General features: G+C 56.1%; 21 protein-coding genes. 3 read left to right on the top strand and 18 right to left on the bottom strand.

The window, feature by feature from the left end; all coding sequences use genetic code 11:
• Positions 1-75: 75 nt before the first annotated feature.
• From NITSA_RS02070 to NITSA_RS02050, 5 genes are all read right to left on the bottom strand, one after another.
• Entirely contained in the window at positions 76-903 is an 828-nt protein-coding gene (locus NITSA_RS02070) for a symmetrical bis(5'-nucleosyl)-tetraphosphatase (protein ID WP_013553371.1), read from the bottom strand.
• Between the two features lie 138 nt (positions 904-1,041).
• Positions 1,042-1,530, bottom strand: coding sequence for a DNA-deoxyinosine glycosylase (locus NITSA_RS02065; protein WP_013553370.1), 489 nt, complete (start codon positions 1,528-1,530; stop codon positions 1,042-1,044).
• Between the two features lie 32 nt (positions 1,531-1,562).
• Positions 1,563-2,042: a DUF4149 domain-containing protein gene (locus NITSA_RS02060; RefSeq protein WP_013553369.1), complete on the bottom strand. Its 480-nt coding sequence runs from the start codon at positions 2,040-2,042 to the stop codon at positions 1,563-1,565.
• Between the two features lie 114 nt (positions 2,043-2,156).
• Positions 2,157-2,969 (bottom strand): peptide chain release factor N(5)-glutamine methyltransferase, encoded by an 813-nt coding sequence (gene prmC, locus NITSA_RS02055; RefSeq protein WP_013553368.1) that lies wholly within the window; start codon positions 2,967-2,969, stop codon positions 2,157-2,159.
• Complete coding sequence (locus tag NITSA_RS02050) at positions 2,956-4,248, bottom strand: M48 family metallopeptidase (protein ID WP_342626800.1); 1,293 nt, start codon at positions 4,246-4,248, stop codon at positions 2,956-2,958. Before NITSA_RS02050 ends, prmC begins: the two co-directional genes overlap by 14 nt.
• Before the next feature lie 108 nt (positions 4,249-4,356).
• On the opposite strand from NITSA_RS02050, the gene abc-f reads away from it, so the two are divergent.
• The gene (abc-f, locus tag NITSA_RS02045; RefSeq protein WP_013553366.1) at positions 4,357-6,303 is read left to right on the top strand and encodes a ribosomal protection-like ABC-F family protein; all 1,947 of its coding nucleotides are present in this window, start codon (positions 4,357-4,359) and stop codon (positions 6,301-6,303) included.
• Between the two features lie 182 nt (positions 6,304-6,485).
• Here abc-f and NITSA_RS10755 read toward each other — a convergent pair whose 3' ends face one another.
• The 6 genes from NITSA_RS10755 to NITSA_RS02015 form a co-directional block, all read right to left on the bottom strand.
• Positions 6,486-7,778 carry a LysM peptidoglycan-binding domain-containing protein gene (locus NITSA_RS10755; RefSeq protein ID WP_013553365.1) on the bottom strand — a complete coding sequence of 431 codons (1,293 nt, stop codon included), beginning with the start codon at positions 7,776-7,778 and terminating at the stop codon, positions 6,486-6,488.
• Positions 7,775-9,241 carry a threonine synthase gene (thrC, locus tag NITSA_RS02035; RefSeq protein WP_013553364.1) on the bottom strand — a complete coding sequence of 489 codons (1,467 nt, stop codon included), beginning with the start codon at positions 9,239-9,241 and terminating at the stop codon, positions 7,775-7,777. Before thrC ends, NITSA_RS10755 begins: the two co-directional genes overlap by 4 nt.
• A gap of 86 nt (positions 9,242-9,327) precedes the next feature.
• The gene (gene argB, locus NITSA_RS02030) at positions 9,328-10,179 is read right to left on the bottom strand and encodes an acetylglutamate kinase (RefSeq protein WP_013553363.1); all 852 of its coding nucleotides are present in this window, start codon (positions 10,177-10,179) and stop codon (positions 9,328-9,330) included.
• The gene (locus tag NITSA_RS02025) at positions 10,163-11,101 is read right to left on the bottom strand and encodes a tetraacyldisaccharide 4'-kinase (protein ID WP_013553362.1); all 939 of its coding nucleotides are present in this window, start codon (positions 11,099-11,101) and stop codon (positions 10,163-10,165) included. Before NITSA_RS02025 ends, argB begins: the two co-directional genes overlap by 17 nt.
• A 13-nt stretch (positions 11,102-11,114) precedes the next feature.
• Complete coding sequence (locus NITSA_RS02020) at positions 11,115-12,236, bottom strand: DegT/DnrJ/EryC1/StrS family aminotransferase (protein WP_013553361.1); 1,122 nt, start codon at positions 12,234-12,236, stop codon at positions 11,115-11,117.
• Between the two features lie 75 nt (positions 12,237-12,311).
• A complete protein-coding gene (locus NITSA_RS02015) occupies positions 12,312-13,133 on the bottom strand; it encodes a ferritin-like domain-containing protein (protein WP_013553360.1) in 822 nt (273 codons plus the stop codon).
• A gap of 16 nt (positions 13,134-13,149) precedes the next feature.
• Here NITSA_RS02015 and NITSA_RS02010 point away from each other — a divergent pair, with 16 nt between their 5' ends.
• Positions 13,150-13,755: an MBL fold metallo-hydrolase gene (locus tag NITSA_RS02010; RefSeq protein WP_013553359.1), complete on the top strand. Its 606-nt coding sequence runs from the start codon at positions 13,150-13,152 to the stop codon at positions 13,753-13,755.
• Position 13,756: 1 nt separating this feature from the next.
• On the opposite strand, the gene NITSA_RS02005 is transcribed toward NITSA_RS02010, so the two are convergent.
• From NITSA_RS02005 to NITSA_RS01975, 7 genes are all read right to left on the bottom strand, one after another.
• Positions 13,757-14,143 (bottom strand): PaaI family thioesterase, encoded by a 387-nt coding sequence (locus NITSA_RS02005; protein ID WP_013553358.1) that lies wholly within the window; start codon positions 14,141-14,143, stop codon positions 13,757-13,759.
• Between the two features lie 507 nt (positions 14,144-14,650).
• Positions 14,651-15,310: a winged helix-turn-helix domain-containing protein gene (locus NITSA_RS02000; RefSeq protein ID WP_013553357.1), complete on the bottom strand. Its 660-nt coding sequence runs from the start codon at positions 15,308-15,310 to the stop codon at positions 14,651-14,653.
• 152 nt (positions 15,311-15,462) lie between these two features.
• Positions 15,463-16,368, bottom strand: a complete 906-nt coding sequence (cmoB, locus tag NITSA_RS01995; RefSeq protein WP_013553356.1) for a tRNA 5-methoxyuridine(34)/uridine 5-oxyacetic acid(34) synthase CmoB — start codon at positions 16,366-16,368, stop codon at positions 15,463-15,465.
• Positions 16,369-16,899, bottom strand: a complete 531-nt coding sequence (locus tag NITSA_RS01990) for a peptidylprolyl isomerase (protein WP_013553355.1) — start codon at positions 16,897-16,899, stop codon at positions 16,369-16,371.
• Positions 16,896-17,180 (bottom strand): hypothetical protein, encoded by a 285-nt coding sequence (locus tag NITSA_RS01985; protein WP_013553354.1) that lies wholly within the window; start codon positions 17,178-17,180, stop codon positions 16,896-16,898. Before NITSA_RS01985 ends, NITSA_RS01990 begins: the two co-directional genes overlap by 4 nt.
• Positions 17,181-17,248: 68 nt before the next feature.
• Positions 17,249-18,772, bottom strand: a complete 1,524-nt coding sequence (rny, locus tag NITSA_RS01980; protein ID WP_013553353.1) for a ribonuclease Y — start codon at positions 18,770-18,772, stop codon at positions 17,249-17,251.
• An 83-nt stretch (positions 18,773-18,855) separates the two neighbouring features.
• Positions 18,856-19,425, bottom strand: a complete 570-nt coding sequence (locus NITSA_RS01975) for a 5-formyltetrahydrofolate cyclo-ligase (protein WP_013553352.1) — start codon at positions 19,423-19,425, stop codon at positions 18,856-18,858.
• A 94-nt stretch (positions 19,426-19,519) separates the two neighbouring features.
• Between NITSA_RS01975 and NITSA_RS01970 the strand changes: the two genes are divergently transcribed.
• Entirely contained in the window at positions 19,520-20,137 is a 618-nt protein-coding gene (locus NITSA_RS01970) for a TlpA family protein disulfide reductase (RefSeq protein ID WP_013553351.1), read from the top strand.

Genomic DNA, 20,137 nt, shown 5'->3' with positions numbered 1-20,137 from the left:
TATTTTCTATTTTCTCATTCTTCGGTTACTCATTACTCGGTTACTCGGTTGCTAGTTATCTTTCCTCATTCCTCACTATTCGGGCTCTATGCCCCCAGGACATTCCACCTGCACAATCTCCCCCTCCTTCATATCGAGCCGCCGGGCAGTGAGCTTGCCTTTCCAGAGGCAGCCGCTATCGAGGCAGCACACCTCATCGTTCTCGAAATAGCCCAGAGTGGACCAGTGGCCGAAGAGGATCTTCTCATCCACCCTTTTGCGTACCGGACATTCGAACCAGGGCATCAGCCCCTTTTTCCTCACCTTGTCCGTGGGAGGACCTTTCTGGTCGAAATCGAGGCGGCCGTCGGGATAACAATAGCGCATCCGGGTAAAACCGGCCAGCATATAGCGCTCGTGCTGGGTATCATCACCCAGAGGGTCGAAATGATCCTCGTTTTTGCCCATCATCGCCGCCAGCCACTCAGGGGCGCGCTCGCTTTGGAGTTTGCGCATCAGGATGCGGTTGTAGTGGAGGCTGCTTCCCAGGCCGAATTCGGGAGGAATACCCGCATGGGCCATCACATAACCCAGATTCAAATCCACCTGCACAAAGGGTTGCCGCCGCAGCCACTCCAGCCACAATTCGTGCCGCTCATCCTCGAAGATGGGATCGAGGGTCGGGTTGGATCTCTTGATCCCCCACCAGGCCGCCAGCAGGGCGATGTCGTGATTGCCCAACACGATCCGCAGGCTCTCCCGGATCGGGTAGAGATACTCCAAAGCCTCCCGCGACTTCGGCCCCCGGTTGACCAGATCCCCCGCCAGCCAGAGGGTATCGCGCTGCGGATCGAAGTCGATCTTCTCCAAGAGCCGCCGAAAGGAGTCGTAACACCCCTGGAGATCGCCGATGGCCCAGATCATTTGGCATTCCTTGTGCCAAATGAGGAATGAGGAATGAGGAATGAGGAATTTTGGTTTGCGTTGTTTTGCAACGCTTCTATTTGAAAGATCGCCGAAGGCGATACCCTTCCCCAATGACCAATGACCAATGACCAACGACTAACGACCGACATTGATCTTCTCCCGATACTCTTTGACCTTCTGTTTATAGCTCATCCCCGCATAGGCGGGAGAAGGAGAGGGGAGATAATCCCGCTCGATCTTCAGGTCGCCGTAATGCTTCTCAAAAAGGTCTTGGGCTTTGCGCCCGGTAAAGAGGATCTTGCGGATGGAGGGATACTTTTGCAGAAGCGCAAGGATGTCGTTGACTTCGATCTCTCTGAGGGAGCTGTCGAGGGAGTTGCTTCGGCTGCAGCCTTGCACCATATCCCAGAGCCCCAGTTTGGAAGACTTGAGCAGCCAGATCTTCTGATCCCGGTTATTGACCGGATAGCCGGTAATCTCCGAGAGAATGGGCCAGAACTGATTGCGGGGATGGGCGTAATAGAAGGCTTTGTCAAAAGAGTCGATACTGGGAAAAGTCCCCAGGATCAAAATCTCCGTATCGTCAAAAACGATCGGCTCGAACGGATGGCTCAACTTACTCATACTGATATTCTACCCTCTACACTCTACCTGCTTTATTTACACGCCTTGCGCATATTCTGGATCATCAGCACCAGGATCCCCAGAGCGAAAATTTTGAAATCGAGCTCGCTTCCTTTGTGGGTATTGATGAAGGCTTGGCTCTGGGTCATCTGCTCCCCCGCCATCTGCATCGTGACGATATCGGGGAGGTAATACCAATTGAACATCGCCCCGGTGAAGATCACGACAAAGGCGGCGGCCTGGGTCAGCTTGTCCCGCTCACCCATTTTGTATTTGTATCCCTCGTAGAGAAAGACGAAGATGATCGTGGCCGTCACCGCGTAGCTGAGCAGGACAAAGTTCCGGGTCATAATCAAGCCCTCCTGGAAGTGGCTCAATACTTCGCTCCCCAGCCACTGGGCACTATGGAAGATCACCGGAGCGACCACCGCCCCCGCATAAATGACGGCCCCCAGCATAGCCCCCAGCCAGATCAGATAAGCCATCGTGGCGATTCGAAAATACTTTTTCATTTTTGTTTCCTTTTTATTTTAGTCGCAAATCTCAAGCACGGGGCTTCGCCCCTCAAGTCGCAAGTTTATACCTTAATCCAAAATCCATAATTCTCCATCTTCAATCTTCCATCCTCAATCATTTATCAAGAATCCCCGGTCCAAGCCCGCCAAATCTTTGTAAAATCGATAATGTTCGATCCCCTGCTCTTTGAAAAAACCCTCCATCGCCGCCCGCTGGTCATAGCCCATTTCGCAGGCGATGGGGATACCGCGCTCTTGCCCCAAAAGCACGATCTGCCTAAGCAGATCGGTCCCATCACCGGGAGCATAAAGGGCGGTCTCCGGCTCGTAGTCGGCGACATTGGGCTCCAGTTCGGTCCCCGCGGGGATATAGGGGGGATTGGAGACGATCATCTCCACCGCTTCCACTCCATCCAGCAGGGAACTTTGCCGCAGTTCGATCCGATCTTTCACACCGAAACGCTCCGCGTTGACCCCGGCGATTGAAAGCGCCTCGGGCGAAATGTCGGTAGCGACGATCTTTAGCTCCGGGAAAATCCGCGCCAGGGTCACGCTGAGCGCTCCGCTTCCCACCCCGATCTCGGCGATACGTTTCAAACCCTTTTCCCGGATCAGATGCGCCACCTCCTCGACCAAAAGCTCCGTCTCGGGACGGGGGATCAGCGCTCCGGAGGCGATATAGAAAGTCTCGGAGTAGAAACTCACTTCGTTGGTGATGTATTCGATGGGCTCATGGGCTTTGCGCCGCTCGATCAGAGCAAAAAACTCCTCTTCCCGGGGCAAAGTCTCCCCCTCCCTCAATAGCAGGGAAGTCCGCTCACACCCCAGGTGATGTGCCAGCAGGATCTCCGCCTCCAGGCGCGGTCGCTCCGCAATCTCTCTGAGACTCGCAGCGGCGTCCCGAAGTGCCTCAGCGATCGTCATCCCGGGTCTCTTCGTCATTTTGGAGGAATTCGAAGATCCCTTCCCGGGGCAGCTCGGCATCCATATCCACCTTTTCGGGATCATAGCCCAGCGCCTCCAGCCGCTCCAGGATCGGCGGGTGGGTATGGTAGAAACGGGAGTAGACAGGGTCCGATTTGGGGAAAGATTTGTTTTCACTCACCAGCTTCAGCAGGGCCGAGATCAGATGCTGTTTGCCTCCCACTTCCGAACCGTAACGGTCCGCCTCGTATTCGTTGTGGCGGCTGAGCATACTCATCAGCGGGGTATAGACGAAGCTCAGCACCGGCAGCAGCAAAAAGATCGTCGCCAGCGTCACCCCGGCGGTGGGGACTACCCCCATCTCGATATAGAGCTCTTCGGGAAGATGGCCGAAGAGGTAGAAGGCCACAAAGAGAAAGCCCCCCATCATCGCCACATTCTTCCAGATATCGCCGTGGCGGTAATGTCCCAGTTCGTGCCCCAGGACCGCCAGCAGCTCTTTGTCGCTCAGTTTGTCGAGCAGGGTATCGAAGAGTACCACCCGTTTGGATTTGCCCAGCCCTCCGAAGTAGGCGTTGAGCCGGCTGTCGCGTTTGCTGGCGTCCATCACGAAGATCCCGTCGCTCTTGAGCCCCGCATCCTTCATCATCCCTTTGATCTTACTTTTGAGCTCCCCATCGGGCAGCGGGGTAAATTTGTTGAAAATCGGGGCGATAATGGTCGGGTAGATCACATTGGCCAGCAGAGCGACGGTGAAGAGGAGTGCGAAGCCCCAGAGCCACCAATGCCCGACGTGGGTGACGATCCAGGCCAGAGCCGCGAAGAGCGTTCCACCCAGCACCAGAAAGAGAAGTACCGACTTGAGGGTATCGATGAGATACATTTTGGGCGTCATCTTGTTGAAGTGGAAGGATTGATCGATCTTGAAACGGCTGTAGATTTCAAACGGGAGCATCACCAGCCAATTGATCGTGAAAAAGCCGAAAAGAAAGAACACGGCATTGGCAACGCTCTCGTCGATCCCCACGACCCCCTGGAGCCAACGGAAACCCGCCATTACCCACCAGAGGAAGAGGAGATACTCCGCGAAACTCTCCAGGATAGCCAAGCGTTCTTTGGCGATGGCGTAGTTGCCCGCGACGAGATAGCGCCCCTGGGACATCAGCACCGGCTTACGGTTTTTTTCGACATTGATATAGCCGATCTGCATCACCGAAAGGTAGATCTTGGCGAAGGTATAAAGAGTATAGATAAAAATGATCCAGAAAAGCACAGACACGCGAAACCTTTTCAGAGTAAATTTGTCAGCATTTGCCGCCATTATACCAGCAAAAGCTAACCGCGATATAATCGGCTCAGCAAAATCCGCGACGAAATGGATAGAGATATGGCCTACATCGACCTCTACGATATTCACAAAAATTACGATGTCAAACAGATCTTCTCCGGAATGGAGTTTCACCTGGAACCCGGAGAAAGGGTTGCCATCGTAGGCCCAAACGGCTGCGGCAAATCAACCCTGCTCAAGATCGCCGCGGGGCTCGAAGAGCCCGACGAAGGCAAACGGGTCGTCGACCGCTCCGTGGAGTTTGGACTCCTGGCCCAGCAACCCCGGTTTGACACGGGGCTCACGACCCGGGATGCCATCGAAGCGCAGCTGACGGAACTCAAAGCGGCTCAGGAGCGCTACCAGCACCTTAGCGAAGCGATCGCCACCCGTCCCGACGACAAAGCCCTGCTCCGGGAGCACGCCGAAGTGGCCGCCTATCTGGACCACCACAACGCCTGGAACCTCGACGCCAAGATCGAGCGGGTGCTTCAGGAGTTTCAGCTCAAAACGTATGAACACCGCTTGGTGAGTACCCTCAGCGGCGGGGAGCAGAGGCGGGTCGCCTTGGCGGGATTGATCCTGCGCCGCCCCGACGTGTTGATGCTCGACGAGCCGACCAACCACCTCGATGTCTATATGGTGGAGTTTCTCGAAGAGGTGCTGCTTAAAGAGAAGTTCACCCTGCTGTTTATCTCCCACGACCGCTACTTCATCGACCGCATCGCCACCCGGATCGTGGAGGTGGAGAAGCACAGACTGGTCAGCTACAAGGGGGGCTATCAAAGCTACCTGGAGCAAAAAGAGCGCCGCCTGGCCGCCCTGCAAAAAGAGCACGAGAACCTCCTGCGCCTGCTCAAAAAAGAAGAAGAGTGGCTCAGCCGGGGCGTGCAAGCCCGCCAAACCCGCAATCAGGGGCGCAAAGCGCGGGTCTTTGAGCTTCGAGAAAAAGCCAAGGAGAACCCCTTCCTGATCCGTAAACTCCGGGTAGAGCTGGAGCGGGAGAAACGCAGCTGGAAGGGGGAAAAGACCCTGGCGAAGAAAAAGGTGCTCTTCGAGATCGAGGACCTGCACTACAGCATCGCCGGGCGACGCTTGATCGACGGTTTTGCGACCCGCATCCTCCAGCGGGACAAGCTCGCCATCGTCGGCCCTAACGGCAGCGGCAAATCGACCCTGCTCAAGCTGCTACTGGGACGCCTCCAACCCGAAAGCGGCACCATCAAACGGGGTGTGGAGATCTCCATCGGCTACTTCGACCAGCACCGGGAGATGCTCAAGGACGACGCCACCCTCATCGAAACCTTCTGCCCCGACGGCGGGGACCGGGTGCAGGTGATGGGGCGCAATATGCACGTCTACGGCTATCTGCGCAGCTTCCTCTTCCCGAGGGAGTATCTGGACAAACGGGTCGGCCAGCTCAGCGGCGGGGAGAAGAACCGGGTCGCCCTGGCCCTGCTCTTTACCAAGCACTACGACTGCCTCATCCTCGACGAACCCACCAACGACCTCGATATCCAGACCATCAATGTCCTCGAAGAGAAACTCCTGGCTTACCAGGGGGCGGTGCTCTTCGTCAGCCACGACCGCTATTTCGTCGACAAGATCGCCCAGAAACTCCTCATCCTACGCGGCGACGGCACGGTGGAAGAGTCCCACCAGAGCTATACCGAATATCTGGAGCTGGAAAAGGAGATCGGCCAATTGGAGGCGATGGAGCGGGAGATCGAGACGGCTCCGAGAGAGGAGCCAAAAAGGGAGCGCAAACGCAGCGTCAAGCTCAGCTACAAAGAGCAGCGGGACCTGGAGCTCCTCCCCCCTAGGATCGAAGAGCTCGAAGCCAGGATCGATGAGCTCAACGCCTGCCTGGCCGATCCGGAGTGCTACAATCAAAAAGGCCTCTCCACCGTCAGCGAAGAGTTGGCAAAAGCGGAAGAGGAGTACGGTATCCTCAGCGACCGCTATCTCGGCTTGCTCGAGAAGCTGGAGGAGATGGAACAAAATTGATTAGTCGCAAGTCACAAGCACGGGGCTACGCCCCTCAAGTCGCAAGACCAAGGACAAGGATCTGTGTTAAGTGCTAAGTGTGACGTGTCAAGTAAATTCTCAACACTCAGCTCTCAACGCTCAACACTCATCACCTTCCTCGGTTACTCGTTACTCGTTACTAGTTACTAGTTTCTCATTTCCTACCAGTAGAGAATGACTCTCCGCCTCCCCCATCGCAAAGCCCGGCGTCGGTCGGTTCCCATATAGATATCGATATGATTGTGCAGGCGGGGGTTCATTTTGTCCCGGACAGTATAGATCCCCCTCAGGCCGGAGATTTTGACCTTCGTGCCGTTGGTGATGCCGTATTTTCGGATCAAATCGGGACTGACGGCGATGATCTTCATCCCGGGGCGGATCCGATTGTTCCACGCCGCCAGAAAGGGTGTGCTGTCGGTCTGGTTCCGATGGGAAGTGTAGGCGGTCGCCACCACCCGCATCCGATGCTTGAAACGATGATCCCCGGTATATTTGAAGGTATAGCCCTTCTCTCTTTCCAAAACAGCCTTGATCTTTTTGGGCGTCAAAGGAAGCATCAGCTTCTGACCGACCCTCAAATGGGCGGAAGGGGGCAAGTCGTTGAGCCGGCGTATCTCTGCGGACTTGACCCCGAAACGCCGCGCCAGTTTCAAAAGAGTATCACCTTTTTTTACCCGGTAATATCCATAAGTCTCCCGGAGCAAACCTTCACGGATCTCTTCGGGGGTACTCTTGACCCCCGGATGGATCGTCAATTTCTCACCCACACGGAGCAGGTGATCCCGTTTCAATCCATTCCAACGGCGAAGATCGTAGCTACTGGTCTTGTAACGGCGGGCCAAACCGATCAGGCTCTCCCCCGCTTGCACCCGGTGCACGATCGTCTCGGGGAGCTTCTCCCTGGGCGCGCTCAACGTCGCCTGTGTTTGATTGACTTTGAGCAATTTCTCCTCGATGGATCGGGAAGCCGGTTTTATCAACATCGCTGTCACATTGCGTTCTCCAAGGGTCTCTGCGAGAGTCGGAGCCGGCTTCGTGGCATTGTGTTCCTCTTTTTGCACTGTCTCGGGAGGCGTGGGACGTTCGATGGGTTTGGAAAATGACGGCGAAGGGGGATTCAGACGGGGTCTGTGTCGAAGCGCTTGAATCCGCTCTTCGTAATGGATGTAGCGGTCGACCAGCTGCTGCAGGGTCAGGCGCCTTCGATAAGAGGGGCCGGGAACCGGTTCGAGCTTTCGGACGAAGCTACGCTTCTTTTTCCCGGCGGGGAGGATCTGCTCCGTTGAGACATAAATCAGTTTGACGGCATAGGGGTTGCAGCGATGCAAAAGAGTCAGATTCTCCGGTTCGTCACAGCCCGGAGTGGGAAACCGGTCCAGCGCCACAGCCGACCCCGTTCCCAATCCGAGAAGCAAAAGAGCTTTCAGCCAGGAACCCGGCGAAAAACGTTTCATAGAAAGGAGAGCATTTCCTGCATGATCTCCTCTTTTTCAACCACCGTGGTATGAACGATCGGTTTGTTGAAAAGTTCGGAGATGACCTTGGGGATAAGAACCCCGAGCTTACGGCTGACGGCATCGAGCGCCTCTTTGTCCGTTTCCGCCGCGATCCCGATGGCCCGGGCGACGGTCCGGCTGAACTTGGTCCACTCCGCCGTCGAATAGATCACCGTCGCCAGCGGCTCACGGCGCAATTCCCGATAGGCTTTGAGGCAGGTAGCGGTATGGGGATCCATCAGGTAGCCCCGCTCGGCATAGCGGGCGATGATCTTCTCCCCCTCTTCGTCGCTGCTGAAGGTCGCGTCGAAATCTTCCTGCAGACTCTTGAGCTCCTCGGGTGTCAGGCTGTAGTGCCCCTCTTTGCTCAGAGCTTCCATCAATTCCCGGGTCCGTTCGGGGCCGAATTTGTCGTAGAGCACCCGCTCGACGTTGGAGCTGATGAGGATGTCCATAGCGGGAGATTCGGTCTGGATCAGACAGCGTCCCCGCAAGTCATACTCCCCTTTGCGGATCCAGTCGGTGAGGATATTGTTGGCGTTGGAAGCGATCAGGATTTTGCGGACGGGCAAGCCGGCTTTCTTGGCATAGTAGGCACCCAGGGCGTTTCCAAAATTTCCGCTGGGGACCACGAGGTAAATCTCTTCGCCCAGGGTGATGACGTTTTGACGCACGAGCTCCAGATAGCTGTGGATATGGTAAATGATCTGGAAAATGATCCGGCCGAAGTTGACGGAGTTGGCCGCCGAGAGTTTCAAATCCCGCTTGCGCAGCTCTTCGCGGAAGGTCTCGGAGGAGAGAAGCTCTTTGAGCGCGTGCTGAGTATCGTCGAAATTCCCTTTGACCCCGATCACTTTGAGATTGGGAGCATCCTCGGTGACCATCTGCAGCCGCTGGACATCGCTGGTCCCCCCCTCGGGATAGAGGCAAGTCACTTTGATGTTCTCCCGGTTTTTGAAGGTTTCCAGCGTCGCCGGGCCGGTATCCCCGCTGGTGGCAGCCATGATGAGATAGCGCTCATTCCGGCGCTTCGCCAGCGTGCTCAGGATCACACCAAAGGGTTGCAATGCCATATCCTTGAAGGCCCGGGTGGGGCCGTGATAGAGTTCGCTGACATAGAGATCCTCTTCGATGCCGACCACGGGGACCGGGTTATTAGGATCGTCGAAACGGTCGTAACGCTCCAAAGCTTTGTGGAGCAGTTCGTCGTCGATATCGATCTCGAAGGCTTTGAGCAAAGCAAACGCGAGGGTTTTGTAGTCGCTCTGGAGATATTCGGAGAGGAAGCCGATGCTCATATCCGGCAGCGATTCGGGCACATAGAGCCCGCCGTAACTGGCGCGGGGATTGAGGATCGCCTCGGAAAAGGGGACGGCTGCGGGGTTCTTGCCGTCATTCCCCCGGGTTTCGATAAATTGCATAAAATCTCACCTGTTTTTAGGCGCATTATAGCAAAATGCGGCTCCAGACGCCACAGAAAGGGGCTTTGGCGCCTTGTCGATCGCTCCTAGAGCTCGATGCAGGTCCCGATCCCGCTGCTAGTCAGGATCTCCAGTAGGAGGGAGTGTTCGACGCGGCCGTCGATAATATGGGCCTTTTTGACCCCGCCGCGCAACGCATCGATGCAGGCGTCCACCTTGGGGATCATGCCGCCGCGGATCACCTCCTCCTCCTTGAGCCGGCGGGTCTGGTCGATGGTGAGGGTGGGGATCAGCTTCCCTTCCCCATCCAGGACACCCGGCGTATCGGTCAGAAAGAGGATCTTCCTCGCTCCCAGGGCGACGGCGATCCGACTCGCGGCGAGATCGGCGTTGATATTGAAGCCGGGGTGTCCCAGGGTCTGGCTCCCCGCGATGGGGGCGATGACCGGCACAAAACCGTCGTCGAGAATGTTGTCGACGATCTCCGTATTGATCTGTTCGATCACGCCGGTATAGCCGAAATTCTCACTGTCTTTCGGGATCGCCTCGAGGAAGTTGGCATCTTTCCCGGATATCCCCACGGCTCGGGCCCCCTGGGAGTTGAGCAGGGCGACGATCTCTTTGTTGATCTCGCCGCTGAGCACCATCTCCGCGACGCGCATCACTTCCCGGGTCGTGACCCGCTGCCCGTCGATGAAGCGGGTATCCACCCCCAGGTCCGACAGCAATCGGGTGATGTTCTTGCCTCCACCGTGGACCACCACGGGACGCATCCCCACCGTGTGGAGCAGGACGATATCCTGGGCGAATTTCGCTTTGAGCTCTTCGCTCTCCTGGGCCGATCCGCCGTATTTGATGACGATGATCTCATCCCGGAACTTTTTGATATAGGGGAGGGCCTCCAGCAGGGTCTGGACAATCTCAATCTTGTGCTGCATGAAACTCCTTCAGATAGCACTCCACCGCCTCGAAGACGGAAGAATCGATCTCTAATTGTAGCTCCATCACCGATAGCGGGAGCTGAAAGCCCTGCATCTTGACCGCATCTTTGCCCGTCACCAGCAAAGAATCGGCCCGGTGGCGACGGAGTGCTTCGGCCAGGGCCTTTTCGTCGAACCAGTGATGATCGGGAAGGCGGTAGTGCCCGACGACTTCTTCGGGGAGCCAGGGCTTCAGCCGTTCCGGGCGGGCGATGGAGGTGGCCAGGAGCATTCGGGGAGCGGGATCGAGGATGCGGACGCGGCGGCGATACTCCCGCCCCTCTTTAAGCTGCAGATCGGCCTTGGCCGCAGTGGAAGGAAATTCCCGAAAGGGGCCGGCGGGAAGCACCCGGCAGTTGGGGAGCACTTCGGGCTCCAGAAGGATTTCGAACTTTTCGATCTCTACGCGGTTGAATCCGTCATCCAGGATCACCAGCTCTGCCCCCTCTTCCACAGCGCGGCGGATCCCCTCAGAGCGGTTCTTTGAAACCAGGACCGAGGCTTCGGGAAGCGCCAGGGCCATCTCCATCGCCTCGTCACCGGAGGCTTCGACGGGACAGAGGATCTCTCCCCGCCTGCTTACCTGCACCATCCCCCTGCTTTGGCGGCCATAACCCCGGGAGACGATCCAGACATTTTCATAACGGGAAGCCAGGGCGATGACAAAGGGGGTTTTGCCGCTTCCGCCGACGACCAGATTGCCGACACTGATGATGGGGAGACCGAAACTACGGCGCCGAGCCAGGTGCCGGCGCAGCCACATCACACTCCCGTACCCCCATCCCAGAGGGCTCAAGAGGGTTGAGAGTATTCGTTCAGGAAGGCCCGAGCGGTAAAAAAGCCTCTCGGCGAACGCTTCGATCCCCCTACCCTCCTGCATAAATGCTCTGTCCTCAGATATGCTCTGCGTCGATCTCCCGGATCGCGTCGCAGATGTAGAGGACCTCTTCGTCCGTCAGATCGGGGCGGTTGGGCAGGGACATCGCCCGCTGATAAATTCCCATCGCCCAGGGGAAGTCGAAGAGTTTGAGCTCGTATTTCTCTTTGTAGTAGCGGGTGGTATGCAGGGGCACATAGTGCAAAGCTATTTCGATCCCCTTCTCCGCCAGCTTGCGGGCGAAAGCGTCCCGGTTGCGGTCGATCTCCACGATAAAGCGGAAATAGGTGTGCTCCTCATGCTTGAGAGGCAAGCGCAGATGGGCCAGCCCCTCCAACTCCCGGAAGTAGATCTCTGCGATCTCCCGCCTTCGACGGTTCTCTTCATTCAGCTTTTCCAGCAAAAGGGAAGCATAGATCGCGCTGTACTCATCCAGACGATACTGGCACCCGATACACTGGACATCGTAGAGATAGGGAGCCTTCTCCTTCTCCCGCACCATTCCGTGATTGCGCAGAAGCATCCCGCGTTCATAGCACTCTTCATTGTGGGAGAGGAGAAGCCCCGCATCGAAACGCCCGTTGACTTTGCTCCCCAGGCCGGCGATCGCAAGGATCGTCCGCTCATCCGCCCCGAGGACCCCTCCTCGCCAGGGGACCAGCGGAGCATCGGTCAAATCTTCGATCACCTCGACATCATACTTTTCGGCCAGGGCGTAGATCGTCTCGAGTTCTGCCGGCAATCCCGCCATATGATTGACGATGACCGCCCGGAGTTTTTTGCTCTGGTTGGCTTTGAGGGCCTCTTCGAGGCGCTCCGGATTGATGTTGTAGCTGAAAGGATCGCAATCGACGAAGATCGGTTCCGCATCGAAATGGCGAACCACCTCCGGCACATCGACAAAGGCATTGACCGAGCAGATCACCTTGTCTCCCCGTTTCAAATCCAGAGCACACATCGCCAGATGCAGAGCGGCCGTCGAGTTGACGGTACTGAGCACATGAGGCGCACCGTAAAGAAGCCGTGCCTGCTCCTCCAGCTTTTCTGCTTGGCCGTCGAGGCCCTTTTCATTGCTCTCCGTCAAGAGAGAAAGCAGTTCATCGGGAAGGTGGCCCGTCCCGTCATAACTGATGGTCATCCGTTCATTCCTTCTGACACATGTCATTTATATTTTTTAAGTGGGATATTTTATCGGAATTCTGTTTCCACAGCGTTAATCCTCACACTCCGCGGCCCCCAAATCCTTCAACTCGGCGCAGGTAAAACCCGCCGCCTTTCTGGCGGGGACATTGAGAAAGTTCCCCTGACGTTTCCGAAGATCGTAGCGATCCAGGATCTCCCGAAACGTGCGCTCGGACTCCAACCCCCGCTGTTCACAGCAATAGCGGAACCATCGGTCCCCTTTGCGGACGTGATCGATCTCTTCACGATAGATCGTCTCGAGTGCTTCGATCGTCGTAGCCACCGCTTCCTTATGAGCAAAGGGGCGCAGCTTCTCCATGATCCTCGGATTGACATCCAGGCCCGTGGCTTCATAGTGGCGGGGGATGACCGCCATACGGTGCAGAATGTCCCCCTCAGTATGCTTCGCCGCATCGAAAAGCCCGCGATGGACGGGGAAGTCCCCATAGCGATACCCCAATTCCTCGAGGATCGCCTCAAGCATCCGGAAATGGCGCACCTCATCCTCCGCGACCTCCAGCCAATCCCGGCGGAAAGCCGTCGGCATCGCCGGAAAGCGGTAGACTGCGTCGAGGGCCAGATCCACGGCGCTGTATTCGATATGGGCGATAGCGTGAAGCAGGATCGCCAAGCCCTTGGGCGTATCGAAGCTCCGGCGCCGGGGAAGCTCCCGCGGATCGACGATACGGCAGCGTGACGCATAGGAGGGAGCCTCGAAACTCCAGGGGGCGAAACCGGACTCCGGGCGATCATCCCCTGTGCTACAATAGCGCATCAGCCGGCTGATCGCCGAAGCTTTTTCATCGATATCGGCAGACTGCAGGGCCTTTTCGGCCAGGGAATAAAAAGTCATGGAGGCATTATAACCGATGGAGATCAAAGCCTGCCCGATGGGGCCTTATCAAACCAATTGTTACCTTGTCGAAACGGGGGGAAAGACCCTGATCATCGATCCCGGAGTGGGCGCGACGGAATGGGTCCTCCGGGAGGCGAAGAACCCGGTGGCGATCCTCAACACCCACGGCCACTTCGACCACGTCTGGAGCAACGCCGAGCTTCAGGAGCATCTGAAAATCCCCCTCTATGTGCCGGAGGCCGATGCCTTTATGCTCGAGAGAGACCCCTTCGGCCAGGGAACGCCCCCAAGCCGTCCCGATGTCAAAGTCGCCCCCGACAGCACTCTGGAGATCGGGGGGATCCCCGTCACTTTCCGCCATTTCCCGGGGCATACACCGGGATGTTCCGTCCTCGAGATCGGGGAGTGCTGGTTCAGCGGTGATTTTCTCTTCCGCGACTCCATCGGCCGCTGGGATTTCCCCTACTCCAGCGCTGAGCAGATGGCCGAAAGCCTGCGCAAGGCGATGACGATCGAAGAGGATTTCCGGCTCTACCCAGGCCACGGGCCCCAGAGCACCCTCCGACGGGAACAGCGCAATCTCCCCCTCTGGCTCGCCGAGGTTCAGCGACGGGGCTGAATCAGCCCTCCAGAACGTGCCGCGGCAGAACAAAGGCTTGGAAGGCTCCCTCGAAGACCCGCCGCCCTTCCGCTTCGCCCGAAACCTCGACCCGCCTCCTCTTACCGCTCGATTCGCCAATCCTGGCGACGAAACGGATACTCTGCCCCTTACGCACGGGAGCCAGGAATTTCACTTCAGCCGCCCCTAGAACCACATTGGGATCATTGACCGCCGCCATCGCCGCATAATCCGCCGCTGAGAAGAGGAATCCCCCGTGGATCAAACCCCGATCATCCGCCTTCATCCGCTCCGAGGTATGGAGCCACACTTCGGCATAGCCCTTTTCATGACGGGTCACACGTCCACAAAGGTCCTCATCGATGGCAAGATGGGTTTTCAAACTCATTGACACTCCTTCAGATCGAATTATCAGATATGCGAAGTTTACATCATTTCCGGAATTTGGGAAGAAAGATCTTAGATTTTTGATTGTGGATTGGAGAGGAAATCACTGTTCTAAATTTGTTCAAAGCTTCGGCTGGAATAAGGGAGCTTAAATAAAAACAAGTGACCGAACGGGAACGGAAAGGAGAACTAGTGAAGTCTTTTCAGAGTGTACCGGTTTTGGGGGGTGTTTCGAAGGAGCCTGCTCTAGAGCAAGTGACTGAGTGAACTCCCCCGAAGACGGGGTGCTATGATTTGGATGGAAATCGCCTGATTTGTTTTAGGTTTGTTCAAAGTTTCGGCTGGAATGAGGGAGCTTACATAAAAAATAAGTGATCGAACTGGAACAAAAAAGAGTTATGGTGAAGTCTTTTCAGAGTGCTCCGGATTTGGGGGTTGTTCCGAAGGAGCCTGCTCTAGAGCAAGTGACTGAGTGAACTCCCCCGAAGACGGAGTGCTATGGAAAGACTTAGTAGGAGAACTTGTAGCCTCGGCGTCGGACGGTATGTATCACCTGAAACCCCAGAATACTCCTCAGCCTTTTTCGGATCTGGTTGATGGCGACCTCGACGGTATTGTCGCTGACATACTCGGGCTCTTCCCAGAGGGCATTGATGATCTCGTCTTTGGAGAAAACCCTCTGCTTGCGCAGGGCCAGGTAGGCGAGGATGTCGAAGGTTTTGCCGTTGAGGGAGACTACCTTATCGTCATATTCGATCTTTTTGTTGACGATGTCGATGCAGAGTTTGTCGATGTTGATTTTGGTGCCGTAGAGATTGCGCATATTGGCCAGGACCCGAGCGGCGATGAGGTCGGGCTCGTAGATATGGTTGAAGATCACATCATCCACCCCGAGAGCGAAAAAGGCCCGCTGATGCTCCGGCTTCTCCGTCAGCAGAATGATCTTGGTCTCTTTTTTCTTCTTCTTGATCTCGTTGATGTAACGCTCCAGAGAGAACTGAACCCCCTCATCGACGATAATGATCAATTCGTAGTGTCGGAAATAGGTGAAGTTTGTCGCATCGTAGAGATCCTGCGCACTGTCAACGATACAGATAAAGTATTTACCGATCTCTTTTTCAACCTCTTTGGAAAACTCTTCGTCAAAACCGACTGTCAATATCCTCATTCCGCGTCACATGCCCAATCCAAAATTGTAAGAGAGTGCCCATAAAATGGTAAATATATCGATACACTCTCTCTTTTCATAGCGTATTTATATCGAAAGCTTGCTTATTTAAAAATAAAACAAAAATTCAGGATTTCTTGGATATTTTATCTCTAGACAACACAACGGACATAAAGACGCTGAGGCGCGGGGTATCCTTCGACCGTTTTGGAGGGATCTTCCGGATCGAGGAAATCCTCCAGGCTCTGGGTAGCGATCCAATCGGTTTTGCGCTGTTCCGTCACATCGGTCGGCCGCTTGGCCAGGATCTCCACCTCGGAGAAACCCGCACGATGGCACCAGCCTCTCAAGGCGTCGATGGTGGGGATGAAATAGACATTGGGGATCTTGGAATAGCGCTGCGCCGGTGTCAGGCAATACTCCCCTTCTCCCTCGATCATAAAGGTATCCAAAAAGAGCTCTCCCCCTTTTTTCAAACCCCGGCGTAACGCTTTGAGCGTTCCGATAGGATCGCTGCGGTGATAGAGGACCCCCAGGCAGAAAAGGGTATCGAAGGGCTCTTCGTAAAAGGGCAGATGCTCGACTCCCAAAAGCTCATAACGGATACCGCTGCGGAAAAAGCGCTCCAGAAATTGAAATTGAGAGTAGTAGAGCGCCGAAGGGTCGAAACCGACCAGCCGGGCAGGAACCTGCTCCATCATTCGAAAGAGGTAGTAGCCGTTGTTGCAGCCGATATCTCCCACCACTTTGTCGCGTAGATCGAGATAAGGTTCGAGCAGGCCGTATTTGATCTGGCTGCGCCATTCGCTGTCGATGAAAAGGTTGCCCAGGCGGAAGGGCCCTTTGCGCCAGGGCATCAACAGGCGTGCCGTCTCTTCGATCTGCCGGCCGAAACGGGCATCATATCCGGGATCCAGCTCGGCGGTGACCGCCTCTGCATCCCAGAGGACCCGTTCGACTTCAGGTTCAGGAAGTGCCTGAATGGCCTCTTGAAGGGGAGCGATGTTTTTCCACCTCAACCAGGAACGGCGCTCGCGGCGCAGAGCCTCCAGATCCATCTATTTGACGATCGCTTTGAGGATCTTCTGCTCTTTGAGCGGGCGGTCGCCGGGGCCGGTCGGGACCCGGTCGATGGCGTCGACTACCTTCTGCCCCTTGATCACTTTGCCGAAGATGGTGTAGCCGCCGTTGAGCCAGGGGGCCGGAGCGACTGTGATGAAGAATTGGCTACCGTTGGTATTGGGGCCGCGGTTGGCCATCGCCAGGAGGTAGGGACGATCGAAGACCAGGTTGGGGGCGTATTCGTTTTTGAACTCTTTGCCCCAGATCGACGTGCCGCCCCGTCCCGTACCGGTCGGGTCACCTCCCTGGATCATAAAACCTTTGATGACCCGATGGAAGATCGTCCCGTCGTAATACCCCTTTTTCGCCAGGCCGACGAAGTTTTTGACCGCCAGAGGCGCCGCTTTAGGGAAAAGCTTGAGGGTGATATCCCCCCGATTGGTATGAAGCACCACGATCGGAGCCTTTTGACCGGCGATCAAAGCCCCGCCCATAACGAGAAGGGCCAAAAAGATCTTTCGCATCATACGTCCGACTCGCAAACGAGGTGGAGTTTGTCCAGGACTCGCTGGAAAAAGTCTCCGGCTTCCCGCTGGACATCTTCATGAAACTCCAGATAGATCCCTTCGTTTTCGGGATGGTCGGAAGAGGGATTGTCGAAGATTTCGGGCTTCAGACCGGTCTCTTTGATCGTCGCTTCCACCGCGTCGAACACCTCTTTTTTCAATTCGGGATTGTCGCCGTAAGTCAGGCTCAACCCTTCATATCGCTCTTCCATCCGAATGTGGGCTTCGATACACTTGCGCATAATTACCTCGTTTTGTAAAATTGATACTATATTCTACCCTAGGGGCCGATTAGCCCCTGCTGAAATACTCAGCGGGCATAATCGATCGTTCGGGTCTCCCGAATGACATTGACTTTGATCTCTCCGGGATACTGGACCTTCTCTTCGATCTCCCGTGCGATCTCATGGGCCATTTTCGCCGCCCGGTCATCGTCGATCTTCCCCGCATCCACAAAAACGCGGAGTTCCCGGCCGGCATTGATCGCGTAAGCTTGCACGACCCCCTCTTCCGACTTGGCAATCTCTTCGATCTCCCGGACCCGGCGGGTGAAGCTCTCCAGCACTTCCCGGCGGGCTCCCGGCCGTGCCGAACTGAGGGCATCGGCGGCACAGACCGCTGCACTCTCCACACCGTCGGGTTCGGCATGTCCGTGGTGGGCGTAGATGGCGTTGATGACGGTGGGGTGCTCTTTGCATTTGCGGCAGAGCTCGGCGCCGAGCTCCACGTGAGAGCCGCCGAAATCCTGGGTCAGCGCCTTGCCGATGTCATGCAGCAGGCCCGCCCGCATCGCCAGTTTCTCGTCTCCCCCCATTTCAGCCGCCATTACCCGGGCCAGGCGGGCGACCTCCAGGGAGTGGGCCAGAGCGTTCTGCCCATAGCTCGCCCGATACTTCAGCTTGCCGATCATTCGTACCAGTTCTTCGTGCATCGGGAAGAGCCCCAGGTCGATCAGGACATTCTCGCCCTCTTCATAGAGTTTCTCTTCGAACTCCTTCTCCACCTTGGCGTGGACCTCCTCGATCCGGCCCGGGTGGATCCGCCCATCAGCGACAAGAAGCTCGATGACCCGGGTGGCGATGGCACGGCGGTAGAGGTTGAAGCTGCTGACGACGATCACGCCGGGCGTTTCGTCAATGATGATATCGACCCCCAGCGCCTGCTCCAGCGCTTTGATGTTTCGCCCTTCTTTTCCGATGATCCGCCCCTTGTGGTCGTCGGTGGGGAGCGTGATGGTATTGATAAGCCGCTCACCGGCGAATTCACCGGCATAGCGTGTCGTCGCCTGGGCCAGGATGTAGTTGGCTCGGCTCTGGGCCTCCTCTTCGGCCAGCTTGACCCGCTTGCGGACAACGGCGGCCAACTCTGCTTCGCACTGCTCCTCGACCCGTTTGAGAAGCAGTTGCTTCGCCTCTTCCCGGGTCATGGAGGCCAGGTGCTCGATCTTGCGGATGTCCTCTTCAATTTGACGTCGGCGCTTCGCTTCCAACCGTTCAAGCTGGGTCCTTATCTCATCGACCTGCGTCTCTTTTTGATGCAGGCGCTCCCGTTCCTCTTCCAGCTCCCGTTCCCTGGCGATCAGGGAACGCTTCCGCTGTTCCAGCTCCGCCAAACGCTCGTTGAAGCGTTTCTCCTGCTCCAGTTCCCGGGTACGGCTCTGGATCTCGGCATCACGGAGAAGCCGCTCCGCCTCCTGCTCGATGGTACGGGCTTTGGCCTCGGCTTCGATCTTCAGATAGTCGAAGCGTCGGGCACTCATAAGCCTCCCCAGGGCAAAGCCGATCCCGGCCCCGCCCAAAAGGCTCAATACTGCGATCAATAGTGTATTTTCCATTCGATAGGTCCTTGCGGACAGTCAGGCTTGGCAAGATAAGTACCGGGAGCGTTTGATCCCGATTATCGTAAGGCAGAGTCTCTTCAGGGTTGAATGAGGATCATCGGTCCTGCAATAATATCGTCCCCACGAACATCATGGGCTTCGGTCAAAACGATGGGAGAGTAGCATAAGCGCCTTTGCAGAAAAACCACTCTTCCGATTCTCTTTTTCTCTTTGTCAAAATATCGGTCATAAAATCCCTTCCCGAATCCGATACGACGCACTGTGGGATCGGTACCGACGATCGGAATAAATGCTATATCTATCTTACCAACTCTATACTGTCTTGAAATTTTCGGTTCATAAATGCCGTACGCTTTTTTTTGTAGCGGCAATCTATATTTTACCGGACGGATACTTTTACCCTCCATAAAGGGGACGAAGACATCAATGCCCCGCTTCCGCAGTTGCTTGATGATGGGGCGCAGATCCACTTCCAAAGGAAGCGGCAGATAGAGCAGAACGCTTCGGGGGGCAAGGCGGTCGATATACTCCATAACCTCCCGCCGAAGCCGGTGATCCTCGATCCGGGCACGCCCCCGGGGGATACGCCGCAGAATCCGGAGGGCTTCACGACGAAAATGCGCTTTCGCTTCAGAGCGGGATCCCATCCGGCCAAACCCTCCTTCTTATCTCGGCTTGGCTATAATCTGCTGATTTTTCGCACAGCCGGTAATGACGGGGATTATAACACAGAGGAAGAGGATGCAAAAGAGGTGGATCGCAGCGGTACTATTCATCGGACTCCTCTTCTCGGGCTGCGGTGAAAAAAAGAGTCAAAGCTCTACCCAAAAGCCCGGGGCCGAAGCGCCTTCCCCAATCTCACCGCCTGCCCCGCTCACACCCAAAATCCAATCCCGTTTCCGTATTCGGGATATCGAGGGACGGGAAACCTCACTGGAATTCTCGGGCAATGCGGCCCGATTCTCCCGTATCTCCCAACCGATCGTGATCCTGAATCTCTTTTCTCCGGAGTGCAGTCCCTGCCGCGGAATGCTCCCTGCTCTGGGGACGCTGCAGCAAAAAAATCGCAAAGATCTTTTTGTTATCGGGATCCTCCTGGGACAAACGCCCGATCCCAAGGAGCTGCAAAAATTTATGCAGCGCTATTCGACCGACTTTTTCCTCTCCCTCCATCCCGACAATGCCACCCTCGCCCGATACCTGCAAAAAGAGCTGGGATTGGGAGAGACCCTGCCTCTGCCGTTGACAGTTCTCTACAAAAAGGGTAAATATGTGATGAAGATACGCGGCGCCGTCCCCTATGAGATGCTCCAAACGCTCGTCGATCAACTCAAAGATGACCCCCAAAAGAAGGAGTAA

It is taken from the genome of Nitratifractor salsuginis DSM 16511 (assembly GCF_000186245.1).
Taxonomy (GTDB): domain Bacteria; phylum Campylobacterota; class Campylobacteria; order Campylobacterales; family Sulfurovaceae; genus Nitratifractor; species Nitratifractor salsuginis.
The sequence above is the reverse complement of the archived record's forward strand: the minus strand, read 5'-3'. Positions and strand labels throughout refer to the sequence as shown.

Excerpts from the sequence above, each read along its gene's own strand:
- NITSA_RS02060 (WP_013553369.1), bottom strand. The coding sequence starts at position 2,042 with ATGAAAAAGTATTTTCGAATCGCCACGATGGCTTATCTGATCTGGCTG.
- NITSA_RS01970 (WP_013553351.1), top strand. The coding sequence starts at position 19,520 with ATGCAAAAGAGGTGGATCGCAGCGGTACTATTCATCGGACTCCTCTTC.
- NITSA_RS02020 (WP_013553361.1), bottom strand. The coding sequence starts at position 12,236 with ATGACCATCAGTTATGACGGGACGGGCCACCTTCCCGATGAACTGCTT.
- NITSA_RS02000 (WP_013553357.1), bottom strand. The coding sequence starts at position 15,310 with ATGAGGATATTGACAGTCGGTTTTGACGAAGAGTTTTCCAAAGAGGTT.
- NITSA_RS01990 (WP_013553355.1), bottom strand. The coding sequence starts at position 16,899 with ATGATGCGAAAGATCTTTTTGGCCCTTCTCGTTATGGGCGGGGCTTTG.
- NITSA_RS02015 (WP_013553360.1), bottom strand. The coding sequence starts at position 13,133 with ATGACTTTTTATTCCCTGGCCGAAAAGGCCCTGCAGTCTGCCGATATC.
- NITSA_RS01985 (WP_013553354.1), bottom strand. The coding sequence starts at position 17,180 with ATGCGCAAGTGTATCGAAGCCCACATTCGGATGGAAGAGCGATATGAA.
- abc-f (WP_013553366.1), top strand. The coding sequence starts at position 4,357 with ATGGCCTACATCGACCTCTACGATATTCACAAAAATTACGATGTCAAA.
- NITSA_RS01975 (WP_013553352.1), bottom strand. The coding sequence starts at position 19,425 with ATGGGATCCCGCTCTGAAGCGAAAGCGCATTTTCGTCGTGAAGCCCTC.
- cmoB (WP_013553356.1), bottom strand. The coding sequence starts at position 16,368 with ATGGATCTGGAGGCTCTGCGCCGCGAGCGCCGTTCCTGGTTGAGGTGG.
- prmC (WP_013553368.1), bottom strand. The coding sequence starts at position 2,969 with ATGACGATCGCTGAGGCACTTCGGGACGCCGCTGCGAGTCTCAGAGAG.
- NITSA_RS02005 (WP_013553358.1), bottom strand. The coding sequence starts at position 14,143 with ATGAGTTTGAAAACCCATCTTGCCATCGATGAGGACCTTTGTGGACGT.
- NITSA_RS02065 (WP_013553370.1), bottom strand. The coding sequence starts at position 1,530 with ATGAGTAAGTTGAGCCATCCGTTCGAGCCGATCGTTTTTGACGATACG.
- argB (WP_013553363.1), bottom strand. The coding sequence starts at position 10,179 with ATGCAGCACAAGATTGAGATTGTCCAGACCCTGCTGGAGGCCCTCCCC.
- rny (WP_013553353.1), bottom strand. The coding sequence starts at position 18,772 with ATGGAAAATACACTATTGATCGCAGTATTGAGCCTTTTGGGCGGGGCC.
- NITSA_RS02025 (WP_013553362.1), bottom strand. The coding sequence starts at position 11,101 with ATGCAGGAGGGTAGGGGGATCGAAGCGTTCGCCGAGAGGCTTTTTTAC.
- NITSA_RS02010 (WP_013553359.1), top strand. The coding sequence starts at position 13,150 with ATGGAGATCAAAGCCTGCCCGATGGGGCCTTATCAAACCAATTGTTAC.
- thrC (WP_013553364.1), bottom strand. The coding sequence starts at position 9,241 with ATGCAATTTATCGAAACCCGGGGGAATGACGGCAAGAACCCCGCAGCC.
- NITSA_RS02070 (WP_013553371.1), bottom strand. The coding sequence starts at position 903 with ATGATCTGGGCCATCGGCGATCTCCAGGGGTGTTACGACTCCTTTCGG.
- NITSA_RS10755 (WP_013553365.1), bottom strand. The coding sequence starts at position 7,778 with ATGAAACGTTTTTCGCCGGGTTCCTGGCTGAAAGCTCTTTTGCTTCTC.